17 protein-coding genes and 4 tRNA genes are annotated in these 21,932 nt (G+C 59.3%); 14 read left to right on the forward strand and 7 right to left on the reverse strand.

The window, feature by feature from the left end:
* Positions 1-103: 103 nt before the first annotated feature.
* Positions 104-3,574: a PAS domain-containing hybrid sensor histidine kinase/response regulator gene (locus IB250_RS23655; RefSeq protein ID WP_192345776.1), complete on the reverse strand. Its 3,471-nt coding sequence runs from the start codon at positions 3,572-3,574 to the stop codon at positions 104-106.
* Between the two features lie 250 nt (positions 3,575-3,824).
* Entirely contained in the window at positions 3,825-4,364 is a 540-nt protein-coding gene (locus tag IB250_RS23660; RefSeq protein ID WP_192345777.1) for a TetR/AcrR family transcriptional regulator, read from the reverse strand.
* A gap of 91 nt (positions 4,365-4,455) precedes the next feature.
* Between IB250_RS23660 and IB250_RS23665 the strand changes: the two genes are divergently transcribed.
* The 4 genes from IB250_RS23665 (at position 4,456) to IB250_RS23680 (ending at position 9,244) form a co-directional block, all read left to right on the forward strand.
* Positions 4,456-5,649, forward strand: a complete 1,194-nt coding sequence (locus IB250_RS23665; protein WP_192345778.1) for an MFS transporter — start codon at positions 4,456-4,458, stop codon at positions 5,647-5,649.
* Positions 5,650-5,691: 42 nt separating this feature from the next.
* Positions 5,692-6,003 (forward strand): cupin, encoded by a 312-nt coding sequence (locus IB250_RS23670; protein ID WP_192345779.1) that lies wholly within the window; start codon positions 5,692-5,694, stop codon positions 6,001-6,003.
* A 102-nt stretch (positions 6,004-6,105) separates the two neighbouring features.
* Positions 6,106-7,257, forward strand: coding sequence for a TDT family transporter (locus IB250_RS23675; RefSeq protein ID WP_192345780.1), 1,152 nt, complete (start codon positions 6,106-6,108; stop codon positions 7,255-7,257).
* 112 nt (positions 7,258-7,369) lie between these two features.
* Entirely contained in the window at positions 7,370-9,244 is a 1,875-nt protein-coding gene (locus tag IB250_RS23680) for an MFS transporter (RefSeq protein WP_192345781.1), read from the forward strand.
* Between the two features lie 94 nt (positions 9,245-9,338).
* Here IB250_RS23680 and sugE read toward each other — a convergent pair whose 3' ends face one another.
* From sugE to rdgC, 3 genes are all read right to left on the reverse strand, one after another.
* A complete protein-coding gene (gene sugE / locus IB250_RS23685; RefSeq protein ID WP_008071553.1) occupies positions 9,339-9,653 on the reverse strand; it encodes a quaternary ammonium compound efflux SMR transporter SugE in 315 nt (104 codons plus the stop codon).
* Between the two features lie 120 nt (positions 9,654-9,773).
* Positions 9,774-10,739 (reverse strand): bile acid:sodium symporter family protein, encoded by a 966-nt coding sequence (locus tag IB250_RS23690; RefSeq protein ID WP_007898902.1) that lies wholly within the window; start codon positions 10,737-10,739, stop codon positions 9,774-9,776.
* 143 nt (positions 10,740-10,882) lie between these two features.
* Entirely contained in the window at positions 10,883-11,803 is a 921-nt protein-coding gene (gene rdgC / locus IB250_RS23695) for a recombination-associated protein RdgC (RefSeq protein WP_192345782.1), read from the reverse strand.
* Positions 11,804-11,963: 160 nt separating this feature from the next.
* Between rdgC and IB250_RS23700 the strand changes: the two genes are divergently transcribed.
* From IB250_RS23700 to IB250_RS23715, 4 genes are all read left to right on the forward strand, one after another.
* A tRNA-Val gene (locus IB250_RS23700) sits at positions 11,964-12,039 on the forward strand.
* Positions 12,040-12,057: 18 nt separating this feature from the next.
* A tRNA-Asp gene (locus IB250_RS23705) sits at positions 12,058-12,134 on the forward strand.
* A gap of 187 nt (positions 12,135-12,321) precedes the next feature.
* Positions 12,322-12,397, forward strand: a tRNA-Val gene (locus IB250_RS23710).
* Positions 12,398-12,416: 19 nt separating this feature from the next.
* Positions 12,417-12,493, forward strand: a tRNA-Asp gene (locus IB250_RS23715).
* Between the two features lie 293 nt (positions 12,494-12,786).
* On the opposite strand, the gene IB250_RS23720 is transcribed toward IB250_RS23715, so the two are convergent.
* Positions 12,787-13,923, reverse strand: a complete 1,137-nt coding sequence (locus IB250_RS23720) for a catalase family protein (protein WP_192345783.1) — start codon at positions 13,921-13,923, stop codon at positions 12,787-12,789.
* Positions 13,924-13,926: 3 nt separating this feature from the next.
* Complete coding sequence (locus IB250_RS23725; RefSeq protein ID WP_192345784.1) at positions 13,927-15,759, reverse strand: di-heme-cytochrome C peroxidase; 1,833 nt, start codon at positions 15,757-15,759, stop codon at positions 13,927-13,929.
* 269 nt (positions 15,760-16,028) lie between these two features.
* Between IB250_RS23725 and IB250_RS23730 the strand changes: the two genes are divergently transcribed.
* From IB250_RS23730 to IB250_RS23755, 6 genes are all read left to right on the forward strand, one after another.
* Positions 16,029-16,742 (forward strand): FKBP-type peptidyl-prolyl cis-trans isomerase, encoded by a 714-nt coding sequence (locus tag IB250_RS23730; protein ID WP_192345785.1) that lies wholly within the window; start codon positions 16,029-16,031, stop codon positions 16,740-16,742.
* A gap of 294 nt (positions 16,743-17,036) precedes the next feature.
* Entirely contained in the window at positions 17,037-17,492 is a 456-nt protein-coding gene (locus tag IB250_RS23735) for a YkvA family protein (protein WP_192345786.1), read from the forward strand.
* A gap of 112 nt (positions 17,493-17,604) precedes the next feature.
* On the forward strand, positions 17,605-17,946 hold the full coding sequence (locus tag IB250_RS23740; protein WP_123360119.1) for a helix-turn-helix domain-containing protein: 342 nt from the start codon (positions 17,605-17,607) through the stop codon (positions 17,944-17,946).
* The gene (locus IB250_RS23745) at positions 17,943-18,314 is read left to right on the forward strand and encodes a hypothetical protein (RefSeq protein ID WP_007898892.1); all 372 of its coding nucleotides are present in this window, start codon (positions 17,943-17,945) and stop codon (positions 18,312-18,314) included. The genes IB250_RS23740 and IB250_RS23745 overlap by 4 nt, the downstream gene beginning before the upstream one ends.
* A complete protein-coding gene (locus IB250_RS23750) occupies positions 18,315-18,722 on the forward strand; it encodes an SEL1-like repeat protein (protein WP_192345787.1) in 408 nt (135 codons plus the stop codon).
* 237 nt (positions 18,723-18,959) lie between these two features.
* Positions 18,960-21,932, forward strand: a 2,973-nt coding sequence (locus IB250_RS23755) for a DUF6531 domain-containing protein (RefSeq protein ID WP_192345788.1), incomplete at its 3' end; no start/stop codon positions are given.

The raw sequence follows: 21,932 nt of genomic DNA on the forward strand, positions 1-21,932 counted from the left end.
TGTGGTTGTTCACTCTATTTGTGCCACAACGCCAATCCACTGTGGGAGCGGGCTTGCTCGCGAAGGCGTCAATCGCCCCACTGCAGAGTTCAAACCTGCCGCACTACAACGGCAAATGCCGACTCAACAACGCCCGCAACGCCGCCGGTTTCACCGGTTTGGCCAGGTAATCCAGGCCCGCTGCATGCACCTGGGCCACCGTCTCCGGCCGTCCATCGGCACTGATCACCACCCCAGGCACCGGCTCGCCCAGTTGCGTGCGTAACCAGGCCATCAACTCGGTCCCGGTTTCGCCATCGTCCAGGTGGTAATCCACCAGCGCCAGTTGCGGGCGCATCCCATCGCCGAGCAGCGTCGCGCATTCCTCACGGTTGCGCGCGGTCCAGACCTGGCAACCCCAGCGCGTCAGCAAACTGTTCATGCCGATGAGGATGCTGTCTTCGTTATCGATACACAGCACCTGCGCGCCGCTGAGCAAATGGCCATTGAGTTCGTTCACTTTGGCCGGCGTCGCGGCTTGTACCCGAGCCAGCGGTACGCTGACACTGAACACACTGCCGCGACCCGGCCAGGAACGCACGCGCAAGGTGTGACCCAGCACGCGACACAGCCCATCGGCAATCGCCAGGCCCAGGCCCAGACCTTTCTCGGCCCGGGTCTGGTGGCTGTCGAGGCGTTTGAATTCTTCGAAAATCACCTGCAGTTTGTCTTCTGGAATACCCGGTCCACGGTCCCAGACCTCAAGGCATAGCTCGCCGTTGCGCCGCCGAACGCCGAGCAGCACCGGCCCTTTGGCGTAGCGGAAGGCATTGGTCAGGAAGTTCTGCAAAATCCGTCGCAGCAGTTTGATGTCGCTATCGACCCGCAGCGCGCTGCCCCTGACGCGAAATTTCAGCCCCTGTTCCTGCGCCAGAGCCTTGAACTCGGCGCCCAGCGTATGGAACAGCTCATTGAGCTCGAAGGGCTTGCGATCAGGGTTGATTTTGCCGTTTTCCAGGCGGGAAATGTCCAGCAGGTCACTGATCAGGTCCTCGGCCGAGCGTAGCGAACTGTCCAGATGATGAACCAGCTTGCGGGCTTCACTGGATAAATTTTCTTCCTGGTGGGAGAGGGCGGCAGAGAACAGCCGCGCAGCGTTCAGCGGTTGCATCAAGTCATGGCTGACGGCGGCCAGGAAACGGGTTTTCGACTGGTTCGCCGATTCGGCGGTGCCCTTGGCTTCGGTCAGGGCAACGTTGAGTTGCGACAATTCGTGGGTCCGTTCGATGACCCGTTGCTCGAGGCCTTCGTTCGCTTCGGTCAGTGCCTGTTCGGCCTCGCGGAATGCGGTGATGTCGGTGAAGCTCATGACGAAACCGCCGCCGGGCATCGGGTTACCGATCAGCTCGATCACTCGACCATTGGGGAACAACCGTTCGGAGGTATGGGCCCGACCCTGACGCATCCAGTGCAAGCGACGGGCGACGTGCACTTGCGCTTCGCCGGGGCCGCACAGACCGCGCTCGGCGTTGTAGCGAATGATGTCGGCAATCGGCCGGCCAACGCTGATCAAACCGTCGGGGTAATTGAACAGTTCAAGGTAGCGCCGGTTCCAGGCCACCAGTTTCAACGACTGGTCGACCACGCTGATGCCCTGGGTGATGTTCTCGATGGCGCCTTGCAGCAGGGCGCGGTTGAACTGCAGCACTTCCGAGGTTTCGTCGGCGATCCGCACGACATCCTCGAGCTGCATTTCCCGGCCTTCGATGGCGGCTTTTACCACCGCCCGGGTCGAAGATGCGCCGAGTACGCCGGCCAGCAAGCGTTCGGTATGGGCGATCCATTCACCGTCAGCATTCTGGTTCGGGTTGAAGCCTTTGCCCTGACGGTAGGCGAAACGGATGAAACTCTGACGAGCGCGTTCTTCGCCGACAAAACGGGCAGCCAGTTGCAGCAAGTCGTTGATCTGTACTGCCAGCATTGAGCGGGCGTTGGGTCGCGCGCTGATTTCCTGGCCGATGAAGCGGCCGGCTTGCCAGTGCTCCGAAACCCGCGTGCGTGACAGTAGCGAGACCCAGGTGAACAAGGTGAAGTTGCCCGCCAGGGACAGCACCACGCCTTGGGTCAGCGGCGTGATCGGCAAGTTCAACGGGTTACCTTGCAGCCAGGCCAGGCCGGGAAAACTGCTCAGGGGCAAGCCAATACTGTTGGCGGCGATCGGCAACACCAACGTGTAGAACCAGAGGAACGTGCCGGCGGCCAGCCCGGCAAATACCCCACGACGGTTAGCCTGTTTCCAGTACAGCGCGCCAAGCATGGCCGGGGCCAGTTGGGTCACGGCGGCAAAGGCGATCTGGCCGATGGTTGCCAGGCTCGCGGTGGAGCCCAACAGTCGATAACTGACGTAGGCCAGCAGCAGAATGACCACGATGCTCACCCGGCGCACCGAAAGCATCCACTGGCGGAACACTTCGAATGGGCGCTCGGCGTTGTTACGTCGCAGCAACCACGGCAGCAACAGGTCGTTGGAAAGCATGGTCGACAGCGCCACGCTGGCCACGATCACCATACCGGTCGCCGCCGAAGCGCCGCCGATAAACGCCAGCATCGCCAGGGCAGGGTGAGATTGGGCCAGAGGCAGGCTGATGACGAATGAGTCCGGCAGCACCGAACTGGGCAGCATCATCTGACCGGCCAGTGCGATCGGCACGACAAACAGCGCCGCCAGCGCCAGATAGGCCGGGAACACCCACTTGGCCAGGCGCAGGTCCTGGGGGTCGATGTTTTCCACCACGGTTACATGGAACTGCCGGGGCAGGCAGATGATCGCCATCATCGCCACGCCGGTTTGCACCACCATGGACGGCCAGTTGATGGTTTCTTTCCAGTACGCTTCGAGGCGCGGGGCGAGCATGGCCTGGTCGAACAGGTCGTCGAAACCGTCGTACAGGCCGTAGGTCACGAACGCGCCGACCGCGAGAAAAGCGAACAGCTTGACCAGCGACTCAAAAGCAATCGCCAGCACCATGCCGCGGTGGTGTTCCGTGGCGTCGAGGTTGCGGGTACCGAAAACGATGGTGAACAGCGCCAGTACCAAGGAGACGATCAGCGCCGTGTCTTGCGCGCGTGTGCCCATGGCGTCGGCACCGGCGCCGATCAGCAGGTTCACGCCCAGCACGATGCCCTTGAGCTGCAAGGCGATGTACGGCAGCACGCCGACCAGACAGATCAGCGCCACCACTACCGCCAGCGACTGGGATTTGCCGTAGCGGGCGGCAATGAAGTCGGCGATGGAGGTGATGTTCTCCTGCTTGCTGATCATCACCATTTTTTGCAGGACCCACGGCGCGCACACCAGCAGCAGGATCGGCCCGAGGTAGATCGGCAGGAATGACCAGAGTTGTTCGGCCGCCTGGCCCACGGCGCCAAAGAATGTCCAACTGGTGCAATAAACGGCCAGCGACAGGCTGTACACCCAGGCACGCATCCGTGGCGGCAACGGCGTGCTGCGCCGATCACCGTAAAAGGCGATAGCGAACAGGATGGCCATATAGGCCAGGGCGACGGTGGCGATCAGTCCGATGGACAGCGACATGGGAACTCCAGACAAAAGACCTCCGGGGCTCCGCCCGGTCAGGACAGTCTCGCATGACCGCTTGAGTTAGTCAGTGTCGACCAAGGTCGTGACGTGGCGGGGTGTCGCAGGTTGGGAGTCAGTTCGATTTTTGGTGTGTTTGGGGGCCTCTTCGCGAGCAAGCCCGCTCCCACACTCGATCGTCAGTGAACACAAAATATGTGGGCACCCTCAATCCAGTGTGGGAGCGGGCTTGCTCGCGAAGGCGGCCTCACTGACTCAACGCAATATCGATTAACCGATGCAACTCTTCAACCTCCAGCGCCTGCGCTGAAAACAAGATGCGAAACACCGTCGGCGCCACCACCATATTGATCAGCCGATCGACACCCGGCTTCGGCTGATCGAGATAGCGATCCAGAATCGTCTGCAACTGCGCACCAATGATCGTCACGCAATAGCCCGGTGTGGCGCTGGATTGTACGTCGCGCATCATGTTGCGCCCGGGTTCGGAACTCATCTCGTCCAGATACTGCTCCGCCCAGGCCAGCACGTCACCGCGCAGGCTGCCGGTGTTGGCCGGTTCGCTGTCGGGGCGCATGCGGGCGAGGGCGACGTCGGCCAATAGCGCCGACAGATCACCCCAGCGCCGGTAAATAGTCGACGGCGTCACCCCGGCCCGGGCAGCGATTTGCGGCACCGTCACGCTGGCGCGATCCTGTTCTTCGAGGAGTGCGCGGACTGCCGAATGAATCGACTCTTGGACCCTGGCGCTACGACCACCTGGGCGTAAACCTTCTTTAATAGCCATACGGCGGACCTTAACACAAAGAATTTGCTTTAAGCGTTAGTCGGTAGCACACTCCGCAAAAGCAAAAAGTTAGCTTTTGCGGAGTGTGCCTATGTCCCGTCTCACGTCAAACCGTTCCAGCCTGTGGTTTCTGGCGATCACCTTACTCAGTTTTCTCGCCGCTTCCACCGCGCCAACGCCGTTGTATCACTTGTATCAAGAACACCTGCGGTTCTCGGCAGCGACCCTGACCCTGATTTTCGGCGTCTACGCCCTCAGCTTGCTGGCGGCGCTGCTCACGGTCGGTTCGCTCTCGGATTATCTGGGGCGCAAACCGGTGATTTTTACCGCCGTATTGCTGAACATGCTGGCGATGTTGCTGTTTATCAACGCCGACAGCGTTGCCTGGCTGATCAGTGCGCGGGTCCTGCAGGGTTTTGCCACGGGCATGGCCACCGCCGTTTTAAGTGCGGCGCTGCTGGACACTGACCGTCAGCAAGGGCCGATGGTCAATAGCGTCGCGCCGTTGCTGGGCATGGCGCTGGGTGCCATGGGTTGCGGCGTGTTGGCCGAGTTTGCGCCGCTGCCGCTGCAATTGACCTATTGGGTGCTGTTCGCGCTGTTTGTGATGCAAGCGTTGTATGTCTGGCGTCTGCCGGAAAGCGTCACTCGACAACCGGGTGCCTGGGCCTCGCTACGCCCGAGCCTGCATGTGCCGATTCAGGCGCGGCGGATGCTGTGGCGGGTGCTGCCGATAGATCTAGCGGTGTGGGCGCTCGGTGGTTTTTTCGCTTCTTTGGCGCCGTCCCTGGTGCGGACTGCCACCGGGTCCACCTCGAATCTGATTGGTGGGGCGACGGTGGCCGTGTTGACAGTGACCGGCGCATTGATGATCTACACCTTGCGCAATCGGCCGGCCGACAAAGTCTTACTGTTGGGCGCGAGCCTACTGCCTGCGGGCGTTGCGCTGATTCTGCTAGCGGTAAACAGCGCCAGCCTGCCGTTGTTTTTCTTCGGCACTCTGGTGGCGGGTGGCGGTTTTGGCGCGGGTTTCCTGGGTGCCCTGCGAAGCATCGTGCCGCTGGCCTTGCCTCATGAGCGGGCGGGTTTGATGTCGGCATTTTACGCACTCAGTTACCTGGCGTTCTGCTTGCCGTCGTTGCTGGCTGGCGGTCTGACGCGGGCCTTTGGCCTGGTGGCAACCACCGATGGTTATGGTGCGGTGCTGATCATACTGTCGCTCGGTGCGCTGGTCGGGTTGATGCGTGAGCAGTCCGTCAAAGTCTGTGGCGTCGATGTTCGATGACCGTTAGCCTTGGCACCGCCATTCATTTCGACGGACCGACCCATGAAGATCATCCGCAGCAAATCCTTCACTGGTGACCGCGCCTGGGCGGCGCTGGACATTGCCAACATGAATGGCATCACCACTCGTTTGCACTGGACCGATCAGCCCTATAAGTGGCATATCAACGACGGTCAGGAAGTGTTCGTGGTGCTCGATGGGCAGGTGCAGATGCGTTATCGCGAAGAAGGTCAGGAGAAGGAAACGCTACTCGAAGTCGGCGATATCTTTTATGCCTCGGTGGGCACCGAGCATGTGGCTTATCCGCTGGGTGTGGCGAGGGTATTGGTGATCGAGACTGAAGGCAGCGTCTGATTATCTGCAAAACAGATAACAGTTAGAGATATTACCCGTTATATCGATATTCTATTCGGATCTACCATGAGCTCCCACCTCACGAGAGGACAGGAGTTCACCATGACCTGCACCCATAGCGTTAAACCCGGTATCAAACCGCTCAGTCATTTGCAGCACCCACGAGAAGCCATCCGCCAATTCACCCCCAACTGGTTCGCAGCGACCATGGGCACGGGTGTATTGGCGCTCGCGCTTGCGCAATGGCCGGTGGCGAATCCCGGTTTGCATGCGTTTGCCGAAGGCCTGTGGCTGTTCAACATTGTCCTGTTTGTCATGTTCACGGCCATGTATGCCGCGCGTTGGGTCATGTTCTTCGACGAGGCGCGGCGGATTTTCGGGCACTCCACGGTTTCGATGTTTTTCGGCACCATTCCCATGGGCCTGGCGACCATCATCAACGGCTTCCTGCTGTTCGGTTTGCCGCGCTGGGGTGACGGTGTGATTCATCTCGCCGAAGTGCTCTGGTGGCTGGACGTGGCCATGTCGCTGGCCTGCGGCGTATTGATTCCCTACATGATGTTCACCCGTCAGGAGCACAGCATCGACCAGATGACCGCGGTCTGGCTGTTGCCGGTGGTGGCGGCGGAAGTGGCGGCGGCCAGCGGCGGCTTGCTGGCGCCGCATCTGGTCGATGCTCATTCACAACTGGTGGTGCTGGTGACCAGCTACGTGCTGTGGGCCTTTTCCCTGCCGGTGGCGTTCAGCATTCTGACCATCCTGTTGCTGCGCATGGCGTTGCATAAATTGCCCCACGAAAATATGGCCGCCTCAAGCTGGCTGGCTCTGGGGCCGATTGGCACCGGTGCGCTGGGCATGTTGCTGTTGGGTGCCGACGCGCCAGCGATCTTTGCCGCCAACGGTTTGCCGGGTATCGGCGAGATCGCCGCTGGGCTTGGCTTGGTGGCTGGCATCACGCTGTGGGGCTTCGGGCTCTGGTGGATGCTGATTGCGCTGTTGATCACTGTGCGTTACTTGCGCGCCGGTATCCCGTTCAACCTCGGCTGGTGGGGCTTCACTTTCCCGTTGGGCGTCTATTCTTTGGCGACGTTGAACCTGGCGAGCACGTTGCACCTGACGTTTTTCAGTGTCTTTGGCTGTGTACTGGTGGCATTGCTGACGGTGATGTGGCTGATTGTTGCCAAACGCACGGTGCAGGGCGCATGGCGAGGTGAGTTGTTTGTTTCGCCGTGCATTGCAGGATTAAACAAATAACCGGCAAAGATTGGGTAATCTGTGGCCTGGATCGACGCTCGACATTCCAATAACAATTGCCACGCCACTTTTTATCCAACATCAGCTACCCAACATCAGGGACACATGGAAGATGAGTCACCCCTCGCAGTTCACCTTGCTTCGCACCCGGCGCTTCCTGCCGTTTTTTGTCACGCAGTCCCTGGGTGCCTTCAACGACAACATTTTCAAGCAGTCGTTGATCCTCGCCATTTTGTACCGGCTGACCATCGAGGGTGACCGATCGATCTGGGTCAACCTGTGTGCATTGCTGTTTATCTTGCCGTTTTTCCTGTTCTCGGCTCTGGCGGGGCAGTTCGGGGAAAAGTTTGCCAAGGACGCGCTGATCCGTCTGATCAAGCTCGGGGAAATTGTCATCATGGCGGTGGGTGCGATCGGTTTCATGTTCGATCACCTGTCGCTGATGCTGGTCGCGTTGTTTGCCATGGGCACCCACTCGGCGCTGTTCGGGCCGGTGAAGTACTCGATCCTGCCGCAGGCGTTGCGCGAAGAGGAGTTGGTGGGCGGCAACGGTCTGGTGGAAATGGGCACCTTCCTGGCCATTCTCGCCGGAACCATTGGCGCCGGGATCATGATGTCGGCCAGCAACTATGCGCCGGTCGTGTCCACGGCAATCATCGGCATCGCCGTGCTCGGTTACCTGGCCAGCCGCAGCATTCCCCGGGCTGCCGCGGCATCGCCGGAAATGCGTTTGAACTGGAACATTTTCAGCCAGTCCTGGGCTACCTTGAAGTTGGGCCTGGGGCAAACCCCGGCAGTATCGCGTTCGATCGTCGGCAACTCATGGTTCTGGTTTGTCGGGGCGATTTATCTGACGCAGATCCCGGCGTATGCCAAGGAATGGATGCACGGCGACGAGACTGTGGTAACGCTGATTCTTACCGTGTTCTCGGTCGGTATCGCACTGGGTTCGATGCTCTGCGAGAAACTCTCCGGACGCAAAGTCGAGATCGGTCTGGTGCCGTTTGGCTCATTCGGTCTGACGGTGTTTGGCCTGTTGCTGTGGTGGCATTCCGGCGCGATTCCAGACAGCGTTGCCGGTCATGGCTGGATCGAAGTCCTGGGGTTTGGCCACGCCTGGCTGGTGTTGATCGACATTCTTGGGCTTGGGATCTTTGGCGGTTTCTACATCGTGCCACTGTATGCGCTGATCCAGTCGCGTACTGTCGAGAACGAACGGGCGCGAGTGATCGCCGCCAACAACATTCTTAACGCCCTGTTCATGGTGGTGTCGGCGATTGTGTCGATCGTCTTGCTGAGCATCGCCAAGCTGTCGATTCCGCAGCTATTCCTGGTGGTGTCGCTGCTGAACATTGGCGTCAATGCTTACATCTTCAAAATCGTCCCCGAGTTCAGCATGCGCTTCATGATCTGGCTGCTCGGCCATTCCATGTACCGCGTCGAGCATCGCAACCTGGAGCTGATTCCCGATGAAGGAGCGGCATTGCTGGTTTGCAACCATGTTTCGTTCGTCGACGCGTTGCTGATTGGCGGCGCAGTGCGTCGGCCGATTCGCTTTGTGATGTATTACAAAATCTACAACCTGCCGGTGCTGAACTTCATCTTCCGCACGGCGGGGACGATTCCGATTGCCGGGCGCCAGGAAGACATTCAGATCTACGAAAAAGCCTTCACCCGCATCGCCCGGTATCTGAAGGACGGTGAGCTGGTGTGCATTTTCCCTGAAGGCAAGTTGACCGCCGATGGCGAGATCAACGAGTTCAAGGGCGGGCTGACGCGGATTCTCGAAGAAACGCCGGTGCCGGTGATTCCGCTGGCATTGCAGGGGTTGTGGGGGAGTTTCTTCAGCCGTGATCCGGACAAGGGCGTGTTTCATCGATTGTGGTCGCGGGTGACCCTGGTGGCGGGGCCGGCGGTGGCCGTTGAAGCGGCTGAGCCGGCGACATTGCAAGGGTTGGTGGGGGAATTGCGTGGGGCGGTAAGGTAGTCGGTGACTTTGCGGGCCTCTTCGCGAGCAAGCCCGCTCCCACATTGGGAATGCGGTCAAATGTGGGAGCGGGCTTGCTCGCGAAAGCGGTAGCCTAAGCGCTAACCTTGAGCCCAACCAACCCGGCAATAATCAACGCCACACTCGCCAGCCGAAACAACGCCATGGACTCACCAAACAAAATGATCCCGGCGATTACCGTGCCCACCGCACCCACGCCAGTCCAGATCGCATAGGCCGTGCCCAGCGGCAATTCCTTCATGGCAAGGCCCAGCAGGCCAAGGCTGATCGCCATGGCCGCGATGGTCAGTGCGGTAGGAAGAGGGCGGCTGAAACCGTCGGTGTATTTCAGGCCGACGGCCCAGCCGACTTCGAACAGGCCGGCGAGAAACAGAATGATCCAGGACATCAGAGACCTCCATCGATTGGATGGGGTCGTCCCCGGATTAATGATTCGATCGAGCCGCGAGGTCGTCCCCGCGTTGCGCAATAGAGTGCCCATCATTAATCCGAGGATCAAGTTTGCGGCTTAATCCGCCGCCTGCTGAGCAGCGATTTGCCGGTCTTCCTTCTCGCTCATACGACGGAAATACGTCGAGAGCAGTGCTCCGGAAATGTTGTGCCAGACGCTGAACAACGCGCTTGGCACCGCTGCCAACGGCGAGAAGTGCGCACTGGCCAGGGCCGCGCCCAAGCCGGAGTTCTGCATGCCGACTTCCAGTGCCAGGGATTTGCGCTGGGCCAGTGGCAGGTTGAACAGGCGCCCGGTGAAGTAACCCAACAAGTAGCCGAAGCTGTTGTGCAACATCACCACGGCCATGATCAGCAGGCCGGATTCGGCAATCTTCGCCTGGCTGGCAGCCACCACGGCAGTGACGATGATCACGATGCTCACCACCGACACCAGTGGCAACACGTCTACGGCGTGACGAACCCGATCACCGAGTACGCGCTGGGCAACCACGCCGAGCACGATCGGCAGCAGCACGACTTGCAGGATCGACCAGAACAGCTCCATGAACGACACCGGCAACCAGGCCGAGGCCAGCAACCAGATCAGCGCTGGCGTCAGCAGCGGAGCGAGGAGGGTGGTGACGGCGGCAATGGCCACCGACAACGCCAGATCGCCACGCGCCAGCCAGGTCATCACGTTCGAGGAGGTGCCGCTTGGGCAGCAGCCGACCAGAATCACACCGACGGCGATTTCTGGCGGCAGGTGGAAAACCTGGCAGAGTAACCACGCCACACCGGGCATGATCACGAAATGAGCGACCACGCCCAGCGCCACGCGCCACGGATGGCGAGCGACTTCGGCGAAGTCTTCGAGCTTGAGGGTCAGGCCCATGCCGAACATCACCAGACCCAGCAGCGGTACGATGGCGCCTTTCAAACCGATGAACCAGGTCGGTTGCACAAACGCCACGACGGCGAAAATCAGTACCCAGTAAGCGAAGGTGTTGCCGACAAAACGACTCAATGCAGCCAGTGCGCGCATGGCCTGATCCTTGTTTAAGTAGCATCACAAAACCAATGTGGGAGCGGGCTTGCTCGCGAAGGCGTCATAACATTCAACATCAATGTCGACTGTCAGTCCGCTTTCGCGAGCAAGCCCGCTCCCACAGTAGAGATCACAAGCCTTTAAATACCTTGCGGGGTCTCTTCACCACCCAACGCTTCAACCATCGCCGGCAGGAAGTCGCCGAAGGTCAGCATCATCAGGGTAAAGCTGGCGTCCAGTTGCCCCAAGGCTTCGTCGCCACCGTCCTGTTCTGCCTGATCTTGCAGCAGGTCTTCGAACTTCAGGCGCTTGACCACCATTTTGTCGTCAAGCACGAACGACAGTTTGTCCTGCCAGGCCAGCGACAGTTGAGTAACCACTTTGCCGGTGCTCAGGTGCAGCTGGATTTCTTCGCTGGTCAGGTCCTGACGCTTGCAGCGCACGATGCCGCCGTCTTCGTGTGTGTCGCGCAGTTCGCACTCGTCCAGCACGAAGAAATCATTCGCGGCTTTCTGGGTGGTGACCCACTCGGTCATGGTGGCGGTCGGCGACATCTTCACCGTCAACGGACGCACCGGCAGCGAGCCGATCACTTCGCGCAGGGTGGAGAGCAGGTCTTCGGCGCGTTTCGGGCTGGCCGAGTTAACCAGGATCAGGCCCTGTTTCGGCGCGATGGCGGCGAAGGTCGACGAGCGGCGGATAAAGGCGCGGGGCAGAAAGGCCTGGATGATTTCATCCTTGATCTGATCGCGTTCCTTTTTGTAGACCTTGCGCATTTGTTCGGCTTCGATCTCTTCGACCTTTTCCTTCACCGCGTCGCGTACGACGCTGCCCGGCAGAATGCGTTCTTCCTTACGGGCGGCGATCAGCAGGAAGTCGCCGCTGATGTGCACCAGCGGCGCGTCTTCGCCCTTGCCGAATGGCGCGACGAAACCGTAGGTGGTCAACTCCTGGCTTGCACATGGACGCGCCAGTTTGGTGGCCAGTGCAGTTTCCAACGCCTCGGCATCAAAAGGCAGATCTTGGGTCAGGCGATAGATAAGCAGGTTTTTGAACCACATGGGGTGAGTCTCTCCTTTATACAAAGGGGGGCATTATTGTCCTCCGTGTGCCATAGGCCAACCCTTCTCTAAGCCTTTGGAAGGCCTGAGAAAATTAATTAAAAAAGTGCTTGCCAGAGGTTGGGTCGCTCCGTAGAATGCGCGCCACACCGAAAGTGAAGGGTGATTAGCTCAGCTGGGAGAGCGTCTGCCTTACAAGCAGAATGTCGGCGGTTCGATCCCGTCATCACCCACCATTCGCTTTAGTGTTACGCGCAGCGGTAGTTCAGTCGGTTAGAATACCGGCCTGTCACGCCGGGGGTCGCGGGTTCGAGTCCCGTCCGCTGCGCCATATTCGGTAACCTGGAACGCTGAACGCCAGGTCACCACGGAAAAGCCCGCTAACGCGGGTTTTTTTCTGTCTGAAGTTCCTGCAGGGTGTGTCGTTTTACCGGTTTTCAGATTTTTTTGATTTTTTATCAATTAAATCAACACTTTATGAAAATCTGTGGCACAATGCGCCCCGCAACGAAGGTAAAGGGTGATTAGCTCAGCTGGGAGAGCGTCTGCCTTACAAGCAGAATGTCGGCGGTTCGATCCCGTCATCACCCACCACTTACTTTCAACGCTACGCGCAGCGGTAGTTCAGTCGGTTAGAATACCGGCCTGTCACGCCGGGGGTCGCGGGTTCGAGTCCCGTCCGCTGCGCCATATTCGGTATCTGGAACGCTGAACGCCAGATCACCACAGAAAGCCCGCTTAATGCGGGCTTTTTGCTGTCTGGGATTTGGCTTTGTAGCGGATCCACTGAAAAAGCGACCTGTTCGGCCGATGCCAGTTAAGCGCAATCCATGTGGGAGCGAGCCTGCTCGCGATAGCGGCGGGTCAGCCAACATTGATGCTGAATGTACCGCCGTCATCGCGAGCAGGCTCGCTCCCACAAGTTGTGCACCTGAACTGACAGGCATTGACCTGCTCGGGTCGCTTTTTTCGTTTCTGTCTGCCTATTGTTCGGCGTTACGGCTGTGCCGGTAGTCGCTGACGGCCTCGTACACCGCTTTGCGCAACCGGTTGATCCCGCCAATCGGCCGATGGGCTTCAAGCCCGAACCATGGGTTGAACGACAGGTTGTCGCATTGCAGGTTCAGCGCCGGGGTGTCGAAATCCTGGGCAGGCAGCTTGATCCTGGCCACAGTTTCGAAGGGCGCGTCGCTTTCGTTCCACTCGATACTGGTGTCTTCGATCGGCATGTACTTGCCCGCATCCTGACGCTGGATCTGTAAAACGAAACAGGCCGGCACCCGATCGGTCGACAGCTGCTGGTTCAGCGCGCTGCGCAGGAAATTCGGCAGGTTTTGATTTTGCGTGGGCAGCGTGTAGACCGGGCAGCTATCAGGGTCCGGCATCACGCGGAATTTTGCGTTAGCTTTACCGAACTTGTACGGCGAAACCGAAAAGTAAGTGGTCTGCGTCGGGCTTGCCGGGGCAGGGGAGAGCGTCGCCAGTGCAATAAACAGATGGCGAACTTGCCACGTGCGCGGGTCCCAGCCCGGGAAGAACGCCATCGCCTTTTTGCCATCAGCCTGAGCAGCCACATTCTGACGATATTCAGCGACATCGCTGACAAAGAAGTTCGGATGGTTGAACATCACGAAGTCCTGTTCGCTGTGCCCTTGTCGGTCACTCAGCAACTGTTTACCAGGCACATCGAATAGTTTGATGGCCATGCCCCGGGCATCGCGGATGCTATCGAACTGCGGATACGCATTGCCGTTGGACAGCCGTATCGTCGCTTGCCAGGTTTTGCCCGGTTCGCTGAACACGCCCTGACGTAACTCCGCCGTCAGACCCGGCAGCACCTGAACCTCGGCCTTCACGCAGCCATGGGCCTTGGCATGGGCATCGCGCAGGTAGCGGGTGCTTTCCCGGTGTTGATCGACGATACGCACGGCCGTCTGGATGATGTCCTGGGTCATTGCCCCTTCGCCGTCCGGAATCAGTTCTTCAGCCGATACCGGGCCGCGATGCTGCCAGGCAGACCAGGCCATGATCAGCGCCCAGCCGAGCAGGCCCAGACCCAACAACACCAGCAGGGTTTTGCCGAGGAAGGCGCCCAGGCGCAACCAGAGAGTGATCAGCATGGGTCAATCCTTTTGACTGAGACGGCGGTCTGGCAACTGCGACTCCATCGGGCCGCCCAACACTTTCAGGTATTCCAGCAGCGCCCAGCGTTCCTCCGGTTGCAGCAGACGACCAATGACGCCGTTACCGCGTTCACCTGCGCGGAACTCGTGACCGCTGTTGTGATTACCGGTAATGCGCGTGTCGAACACAAAACCGTTGGTGAAGGCTTCGGTGCGATAGCCCAAGTGTTTAGGGTCATATTCAAAGGTGCCCTTGTAGAACGTGGTCGCGCGTTCACTTTGTGGCGAGAGCAATTGATAAAGGCTCGGTACCGAACCGTTGTGCAGAAACGGCGGCGTGGCCCAGACGCCCGCCAAAGGTCGGGCCTTGTAGCTACGCAACTCCTGCACGCCGATCGGCAGGCCGAATCCGTCCAGGTTCGGGCGCTCTGCGGGTGTCACATTGGCTTCGCGGTAGGCCTGGTTGCCCACGAAAGCAGTAACGTAAGCCAGTCCCTTGGCCACGGACAACTGGCTCATATCCAAGGGTTCTGTGGGTTTGGGATGCAGTTTTACGTCCAGTTGCGCAAGCTCTGCCGGATCCCACTGTAAAGCCGTCAGATCGAAGCGATGATCGGCAATGTTATTGGCGGCGCCGGGGTCTGTGCCAATCACCTCCACAGGCAGCAATTTCAGATGTTGCACTGGTCTGCCGTCGCTTTGGGTGACGCGGGGGACATGACACCCGGCGCAGTTTTCAGCGAACAGATCGCGGCCTTTTGCGGCCAGGGGCTTGTCGATATTGCCCAACAGGGCTTCCGGCCAGGCGGGCGGTTTGAGTCGCTGCAGGGTTTCCTCGATCCGATGCAGATCGCGCACCCGGACGCTGGAGGGGTAGCGGTCGTCGCCCTTGAGCGGCTGCCCGCTGCTGTCGAAGAAATTCAGCGTGGCGCCCACACCCAAGGCCTCACCGATATTACGGGCCATGGGTTGCTGCGCCGAACCGTTCCACTGCACCCAGTCGAAGGTCCACATGTCCCACAGTTGCGGGTAGTCCACCGGAGCGTTGGCCACCCGATAGTTGGCGGGTGAAATCGCGTCGCCGAAGCTGGCGTTGGCAATGCGCCCGAAAGCATCGGTGCGGCCGGGACCTTCTTCGGTGGGGTAAAGGCCGCGATGGGTGTCGTTCCAAGCCACTTTCAAGAAGGTATCGAGTGAGACTTTAAAATCCTGGCGTAGTTGTTGATGCCGTACGTCGTAGTCCTGACCCAGAACGTTACGGGCGAAACGTTCGAATTTCCAGGGATTGTAGTAAGTCGAGGCGAGGCTGGCCACCAGTGCCTGGCCGAAGCTGCCGCCACGCAGGGTCGGGACGCTGGAGGGCAACACATGCTGGGCCGAGCCGCCGTCGATGCGCACTGCCTGGCCATTGAAGCGTAATTCGCCGGTGTGGCAGGCGGCGCACGTGATGTCCAGAAACTCGTCCTGGCTGCCGGGGTTTTGATGACGGGCAAAACCGACGGGCAGGTTACCAGGGTTGTTCGGCGTGGCTTTCTGGCTCGGGTCGATCAGAAAACCAAAGCGTGCAAGGTATTCAGGAGCGGCGAATCGTTTTTGTGAGAAGGGCAATTCCAGGGCATTGAACCAGTCATAGCGCAAGCCTTTGACCTGGGTACCTTGAGGTGTGAAGTAGTAAGCCTGTCGGTCGGCGGCGCTCCATTGCTCCAGGTAATTTACCTGTTGCGCCGGTGACCAGGCCGGCAATTTCGGGTTGGCGACGTAATACAGCACTACGGCGAGGCCCAGCCCCAGCAATACTGCGACCAGGATCAGCAAGCGGAATATGAGGCGCACGATAAACGTCCTTGTCAGTTTGTAACTCTCTTATGCCTCAGCTCACGAAGTGCGGCAAGAGGCCATTACGCCAGAGGCTGTGGGAACCGGCAACTGAGTCTGTGGGAGGCAGATGACAGAAGCTTCATCCAACTATTGCCGAAATGCGTTTAAACACCTGAACTTATCAGACGTTTCCTGCTCTCATGCCGGTAGCCATTGGTCGTGGCGGCCTGATAAGCTCGCGGCTTTACTCGATTGCCCTTTAGGCGCATGAACAAGGAAATAGCATGAAACAGCATCGGTTGGCGGCGGCGGTGGCCCTGGTTGGCCTGGTACTTGCGGGTTGTGATTCGCAAACCAGCGTAGAGCTGAAAACCCCGGCGCAAAAAGCTTCCTACGGTATCGGCCTGAACATGGGCAAAAGCCTGGCTCAGGAAGGCATGGATGATCTGGATTCCAAAGCGGTAGCCCAGGGCATCGAAGATGCCGTCGGCAAGAAAGAACAGAAGCTGAAAGATGAAGAGCTGGTTGAAGCCTTCGCTGCACTGCAAAAGCGTGCTGAAGAGCGTTTGACCAAGATGAGCGAAGAGTCGGCAGCCGCCGGCAAGAAATTCCTCGAAGAGAACGGCAAGAAAGCGGGTGTCACGACCACGGCTTCCGGCCTGCAATACGAAGTGGTCAAGAAAGCCGATGGCGCTCAGCCTAAGCCGACCGACGTAGTGACTGTTCACTACACCGGTAAACTGACCAATGGCACCGTTTTCGACAGTTCCGTCGAGCGCGGCAGCCCGATCGATCTGCCGGTCAGCGGTGTGATTCCGGGTTGGGTCGAAGGCCTGCAACTGATGCACGTTGGCGAGAAGTACAAACTGTACATCCCTAGCGAGCTGGCTTACGGCGCCCAAAGCCCAAGCCCGGCGATTCCAGCCAACTCGGTACTGGTATTCGACCTGGAGCTGCTGGCCATCAAGGATCCAGCAAAACAAGACGCCCCCAAGTAATTCGCGTCTGCTTTAAAAACAACGCCTCGCTTATGCGGGGCGTTGTTGCATCTGGCGTTCAGTGGAGGTAAACAAAGCGAACGGATGCGGTACGCTGAAGTCATAGCCAGTGAGGGCGCTCGAGCTAGACGGGCCAGAACGCCAAGTCAATGAAATCTTGGGTTTTTTTATGTGAGTAAAAAACGCCCGATCTGAGTCAGGCCCTTATGAAACGGGGCTTTCAGCGGTGAAATGCAGCTCTGTTCACAAGGTTATCCACAATTTGTGTGGATAACATTTCAGTGGGAGTAATAAATGAAAACGCCCTGGAATTTTGCTCGTTTCCTGCCTCTGGCTGGACGCCTGCTCGCCCGTGGTCGTTTGCCGACCCTGCTGTTCGCGGTTGCCAGCAAAGGTGCCAGCCAAGGTAATCGTCTGGGCAAACTCAAAGATGATCTGCGTTTGTTGCAGGCACTCTGCCTGGCCTACTGGCGTGGTGAGTACCGGGCCATCAGCTCCAAAGCATTGGTCTCAGTGGTGGCCGGCTTGATGTATTTCCTGAGTCCGGTGGATGCCATCCCGGATTTCATCCCGGTATTCGGCATGCTCGACGACATTGCCGTACTGGCCTGGTTGATGAAAGTCCTCGATGACGAACTCAACGCCTTCCGTGCCTGGCGCAAGCGTCAGCTGCCGGAAAAGCTCGCAGTGGTCGAACGCCTGCCCGATACCCCGGAACAACTGCAACTTCAGGGCCCGAAAAAAACCTGAACCGATTCAGGATCATCCATATTCATACCCCCCGCGACCTTGGCCGCTGTTAGGATTACACTTCTAGGGAAAAGCGCCGACTCGCTAAGTGTCGTTGTCCTACGGGGTAGTCATGGATATTCAGATAATTACACGCGAAGGCGAGCCCGAATATGCGGTTCTGCCATGGGCTCAGTATCAGGCTCTACTGAAAGCAGCAGGCATCAAGCAACAACCACCGCGCGACGCCACAGTGCCTCCCGCGGCAGCATCAGACCAGATTCTTCCGGGTCTGGATCAACTACGCAATTTGCGCGAAGGGAAGGGCATCGCCATTGAGGCGCTAGCCCGCACGGTAGGCATCAGCCCGTCATATCTCGCCTTGATCGAAAGCGGTGAGCGTCAACCCGACGCTGCTATTCGCCGCAGCCTCGCCTGGGAATTGACGGTGCCAGGATGGAGGGATGAATCGTGAGCGTACGCATCAGTCGTCAACATTGGGACGGATTGTTGGGGGAGCTGGATCAGGCGCGTCGTCAGCGCCATCTTTTGACTTATCGGGCGTTACTGGAGCGTTTGCAGCTACCCACGCCGGCCATGCAAACCTTGACCGCAGCCCTTGAGCACTTGGCCGCACTGGATGCCAGAGCCGAGCAGCCGTTGCGCAGCTCGTTGGTGATCAGCCAGGGGGCCAGCCGCTTGCCGCGCACTGGCTTCTTTGAATGTGTCGAGCGACTCGGGCGCTTTTCCGGCCCGTCCGATGGCGTGGCTGCCGCGTCCTGGCACGCCTCGGAAGTGGTGCGGGTGTTCGAATACGAGTACCCCGAATCGGCGGAAGCCTGAGTGTTTTTACGACTCAAGGCGCGGGCCAGTTACTGGCTGGCCCGCCGGTTGTTCCATTGGTCGTGGTTTGTGCGTCAGCCGCGAGGCTGGAATTGGCTCGAGGGCCAGTTCGCCCGTATGGCGAACCTGGGTGATGTCGGCGCCCAGAGCTTCTACGGCCACATTCTGGCCTTTCGCGGCGTCGGTCTTGGGGCACGCGAGGAGGGTGTGCGATTACTGCGCCTGGCCGCGTTGGCGGGGGATGGCAAGGCGGCCTATCAGGTTGGCGTGATCAGCCTGGCCGGTACGCCGAGCAAGGCGCCGGATCCGGCTGAAGCGGCTCGCTGGTGGGAAATGGCGGCGAAGGCCGGGCATCCGCTGGCTGAACTCAAATTGAAAGAATTGGCGTCTCGTGGTTCTGCGGATTAAATAATTGAGTGTCTGACAAATTAACGTGGCGTGAGGGAAACCTACCGCCACGTTTTGTTTCTGGTTGCTTTAGTAATGAGTTGATCGCTTTTAGCGAATCGCCCTACAGCAACATCATCCTTTCCCGTCTTCTTTCCTGATCGGTCCCCCGCAAAGTCTCGCGCCTAATTTTCTGCGCCAGGGATTGCTCATGTTCGAACCGATTTTTAACCCCGCCTCCTATCGTTCGGTGCGTTGATGGAGCACGTCGCCCGCATCGAGCAGGGACTCGACAGTTTCCCGGGCACCCTGTCCCTCTACCGTGAACAGCTCAAACACTGGTTCAACCGGGCCGCCGACAACGTCAGCCACGTGGCGGATCTGCCGTCGCTGATGGGCATGGAACGGATCATCTGGTTCGGCAGCTCCCGCACAGTTGTCGGCAGCAACGATGATGAATTTTTCTCCACCGTCGCCCAGTGCCCGAAAGGTGGAGAGCTCGAGATCGAGAGCAAGTTTGAATCGGTTTATGACATTCCAGTCGGCAACATTCAGGTCGATGTGGTTGCGCAAGAGAGCGGGATGTCGACGCCGGTCACGCTCGATAAAAACGGAAAGGGAACGTTCCGAGGGGAGGAGGGCAAGTTCTACCGCATTCACGTCCACCACGAAGTCACACCGCAGCACGTTGAAGATCTTTTCTCTTCCTACAACGGCCTGACGAAGGAACTTGAGAAATGGCTGCGTGATGAATGGGAGACATTCAAGCCGAAGTGGTCGCAATCGTCTTCGGTTGCTGTAGGCAATGGATTGCTCGCGGGAAGTTGGGCGGCAATTGAAGGTGTGTGGGACGGCATCAGCCTGCTTTCGGACATTCTCAAGGATCCGGCGAAGTTCGCAGAGCGGTTGGGTGAAAGCGCCGCAGCACTGGAGAAGCTCGCAACAACCGCACCGGATGTCATGGAAAAAGCCCAGCTGCTAGCCAGTGACGAAGCGGCGCTGTGTTTGCTGGTGCGCAGCGCCAGCTTTTGGTTGGACATGCTGCCACCGAGCGAAATCGCTGGAAAAACCGCCGAGGCGGTGTCGATGGTGGTGGTGCAGCTGTTGATCGACATCCTGATTGGCATCGTCCTGACGTTCGCCGGGGCGGGCGCTGGCATCGCCTATTTGACGATGCGTTTGGCTGATCGAGCCGCGCAGTTACTCAGTGCCGTTCTGCGTCTCGTGAAGGCGATTTTCACGATCATCAATAACTTCATCAGCTACGTCGACCGCTACAAAAAAGTCGCTGCGCGTGGCATCGCGGCGGGCTTGAAAAAAGGCCGGATGCAATTGAGCTGGAGCGCACGTCGCAACGCTGCGCTGAAGAAAGACGAACACCATGACGACTCCCCCGTCCAAGCAAAAAACCCCAACGGCGACAGCGCCACGTGCGCGCCGTCCACCTGCAAAAATGGTTGCCCGGTGTCGATGGTCACCGGCGAAGAACTGCTGACCCTCACCGATGGTTCGCTGGACGGCATCCTGCCGTTCGACTTCACCCGCCTTTACCGCACCAGCGCCGCCGAGATCGATGGTGGCCTGGGTTTCGGCTGGAGCCATTCGTTATCCCATCGCCTGGAAATCGACGGCGACACGGTCATCTGGATCGACCACGAAAACCGTCGCACCACCTTCCCGCTGCCATCCATTGAGCGCCCGGCGATCCACAACAGCCTCTCGCGCGCGGCGATTTTTCTCGGCGATGAACCCGAGGAACTGATCCTCGCCCAGGCCGGCGAAGAACCGCGTTTCTACCACTTCCGTAACGGTTTTCTGACCACGATCAGCGACGCGTACGACAACCGCTTGCGCATCACCCGCGACCGCCAGCAGCGCATCCAGCGCCTCGACAACGGCGCCGGTCGTGCCTTGCTGTTGCGCTACGACCGCGCTCATCTGATCGCCGTCGACTATCAGGTGTTTGTCCCGGCGCAGCCCCTCGATGAGGCCTGGCACACCGAGCAGACGCTGGTCAGTTACCGCTACGACGAATGCGCTCAACTGATCGAGGCGAGCAACGCCGCCGGCGAGAGCGAGCGTTACGACTACGACGATCAACACGTGATCCTGCAGCGGCAACTGGCCGGTGGCGCGAGTTTCTTCTGGGAGTGGGAGCGGGCCGGCAAGGCGGCCAGATGTGTTCGCCACTGGGCGTCGTTTTCGCAGATGGACACGCGTTATGTCTGGGATGACGAGGGCAGTGTCACCGTCCAGAACATCGATGGCAGCGAAGAGGTTTACGTCCACGACGATCGGGCGCGGCTGGTGCGCAAGGTTGAGTTGGACGGTGGCGAACACCTCAAGGCCTACGACGACAACGGCCGGCTGATTGCCGAGCAGGACCCGCTAGGCGCTGTTACCGAATATCGCTATGACGAAGTCGGACGCCTGGTGGCGCTGATTCCGCCGGAAGACGAGCCAACGGCCTACGAGTACCGCAACGGTTTCCTGCATGCGCGCTATCGCGGCAAAGCGGTGTGGAAATATCAGCGCAATGCCCAGGGGGATGTCACCGAAGCGACCGATCCCGACGGCCAGGTCACCCATTATCACTACGACGCTCAGGGGCGTTTGCTGTCGATCCGCTACCCGGACACCAGTCGGCATGTGTTCGTCTGGAATGCCTTGGGCCAGTTGCTCGAAGAAACCTTGCCGGACGGTGGTCCGCGGCGCTTTTCCTACGACGTACTGGGCCGAAGGATTACCCGTCAGGACGAACATGGTGCCGTTACTCGTTACCAATGGGACGCCGTCGGCCGACTGATTCAGACAGCCCTGCCGACCGGCGCCACGCGCGGCTTCAGCTACAACGCCTACGGCCAGATCACCGCCGAACGCGACGAACTGGGCCGCGTCACCCGCTACGAATACGCCGACGACCTGCACCTGGTCAGCCGCCGGATCAACCCCGACGGCACCCAGCTCCAGTACCGCTACGACAACGCCCAGCTGCTGCTCACGGACATCGAAAACGAAGCCGGCGAACACTATCGGCTGGACTACACCCCCGGCGGATTGATCCGACAGGAAACCGGCTTCGACGGCCAGCGCACAGCGTATGCCTACGACCTCAACGGCCAGCTGCTGGAGAAAATCGAGTTTGGCGATGACGGCTCGCAACTGGTCACGGCTTATGAGCGGGACGCGGCCGGACGCCTATTGGTCAAAACCCTGCCCGACGGCATCCAG

The sequence above is a fragment of the Pseudomonas sp. PDM09 genome, from assembly GCF_014852305.1.
In the GTDB taxonomy this organism is placed as follows: domain Bacteria; phylum Pseudomonadota; class Gammaproteobacteria; order Pseudomonadales; family Pseudomonadaceae; genus Aquipseudomonas.

What these genes read in the sequence shown, in the direction of transcription:
- IB250_RS23655 (WP_192345776.1), bottom strand. Translation starts at nt 3,574, where the DNA reads ATGTCGCTGTCCATCGGACTGATCGCCACCGTCGCCCTGGCCTATATG.
- IB250_RS23660 (WP_192345777.1), bottom strand. Translation starts at nt 4,364, where the DNA reads ATGGCTATTAAAGAAGGTTTACGCCCAGGTGGTCGTAGCGCCAGGGTC.
- IB250_RS23665 (WP_192345778.1), top strand. Translation starts at nt 4,456, where the DNA reads ATGTCCCGTCTCACGTCAAACCGTTCCAGCCTGTGGTTTCTGGCGATC.
- IB250_RS23670 (WP_192345779.1), top strand. Translation starts at nt 5,692, where the DNA reads ATGAAGATCATCCGCAGCAAATCCTTCACTGGTGACCGCGCCTGGGCG.
- IB250_RS23675 (WP_192345780.1), top strand. Translation starts at nt 6,106, where the DNA reads ATGACCTGCACCCATAGCGTTAAACCCGGTATCAAACCGCTCAGTCAT.
- IB250_RS23680 (WP_192345781.1), top strand. Translation starts at nt 7,370, where the DNA reads ATGAGTCACCCCTCGCAGTTCACCTTGCTTCGCACCCGGCGCTTCCTG.
- sugE (WP_008071553.1), bottom strand. Translation starts at nt 9,653, where the DNA reads ATGTCCTGGATCATTCTGTTTCTCGCCGGCCTGTTCGAAGTCGGCTGG.
- IB250_RS23690 (WP_007898902.1), bottom strand. Translation starts at nt 10,739, where the DNA reads ATGCGCGCACTGGCTGCATTGAGTCGTTTTGTCGGCAACACCTTCGCT.
- rdgC (WP_192345782.1), bottom strand. Translation starts at nt 11,803, where the DNA reads ATGTGGTTCAAAAACCTGCTTATCTATCGCCTGACCCAAGATCTGCCT.
- IB250_RS23720 (WP_192345783.1), bottom strand. Translation starts at nt 13,923, where the DNA reads ATGCTGATCACTCTCTGGTTGCGCCTGGGCGCCTTCCTCGGCAAAACC.
- IB250_RS23730 (WP_192345785.1), top strand. Translation starts at nt 16,029, where the DNA reads ATGAAACAGCATCGGTTGGCGGCGGCGGTGGCCCTGGTTGGCCTGGTA.
- IB250_RS23735 (WP_192345786.1), top strand. Translation starts at nt 17,037, where the DNA reads ATGAAAACGCCCTGGAATTTTGCTCGTTTCCTGCCTCTGGCTGGACGC.
- IB250_RS23740 (WP_123360119.1), top strand. Translation starts at nt 17,605, where the DNA reads ATGGATATTCAGATAATTACACGCGAAGGCGAGCCCGAATATGCGGTT.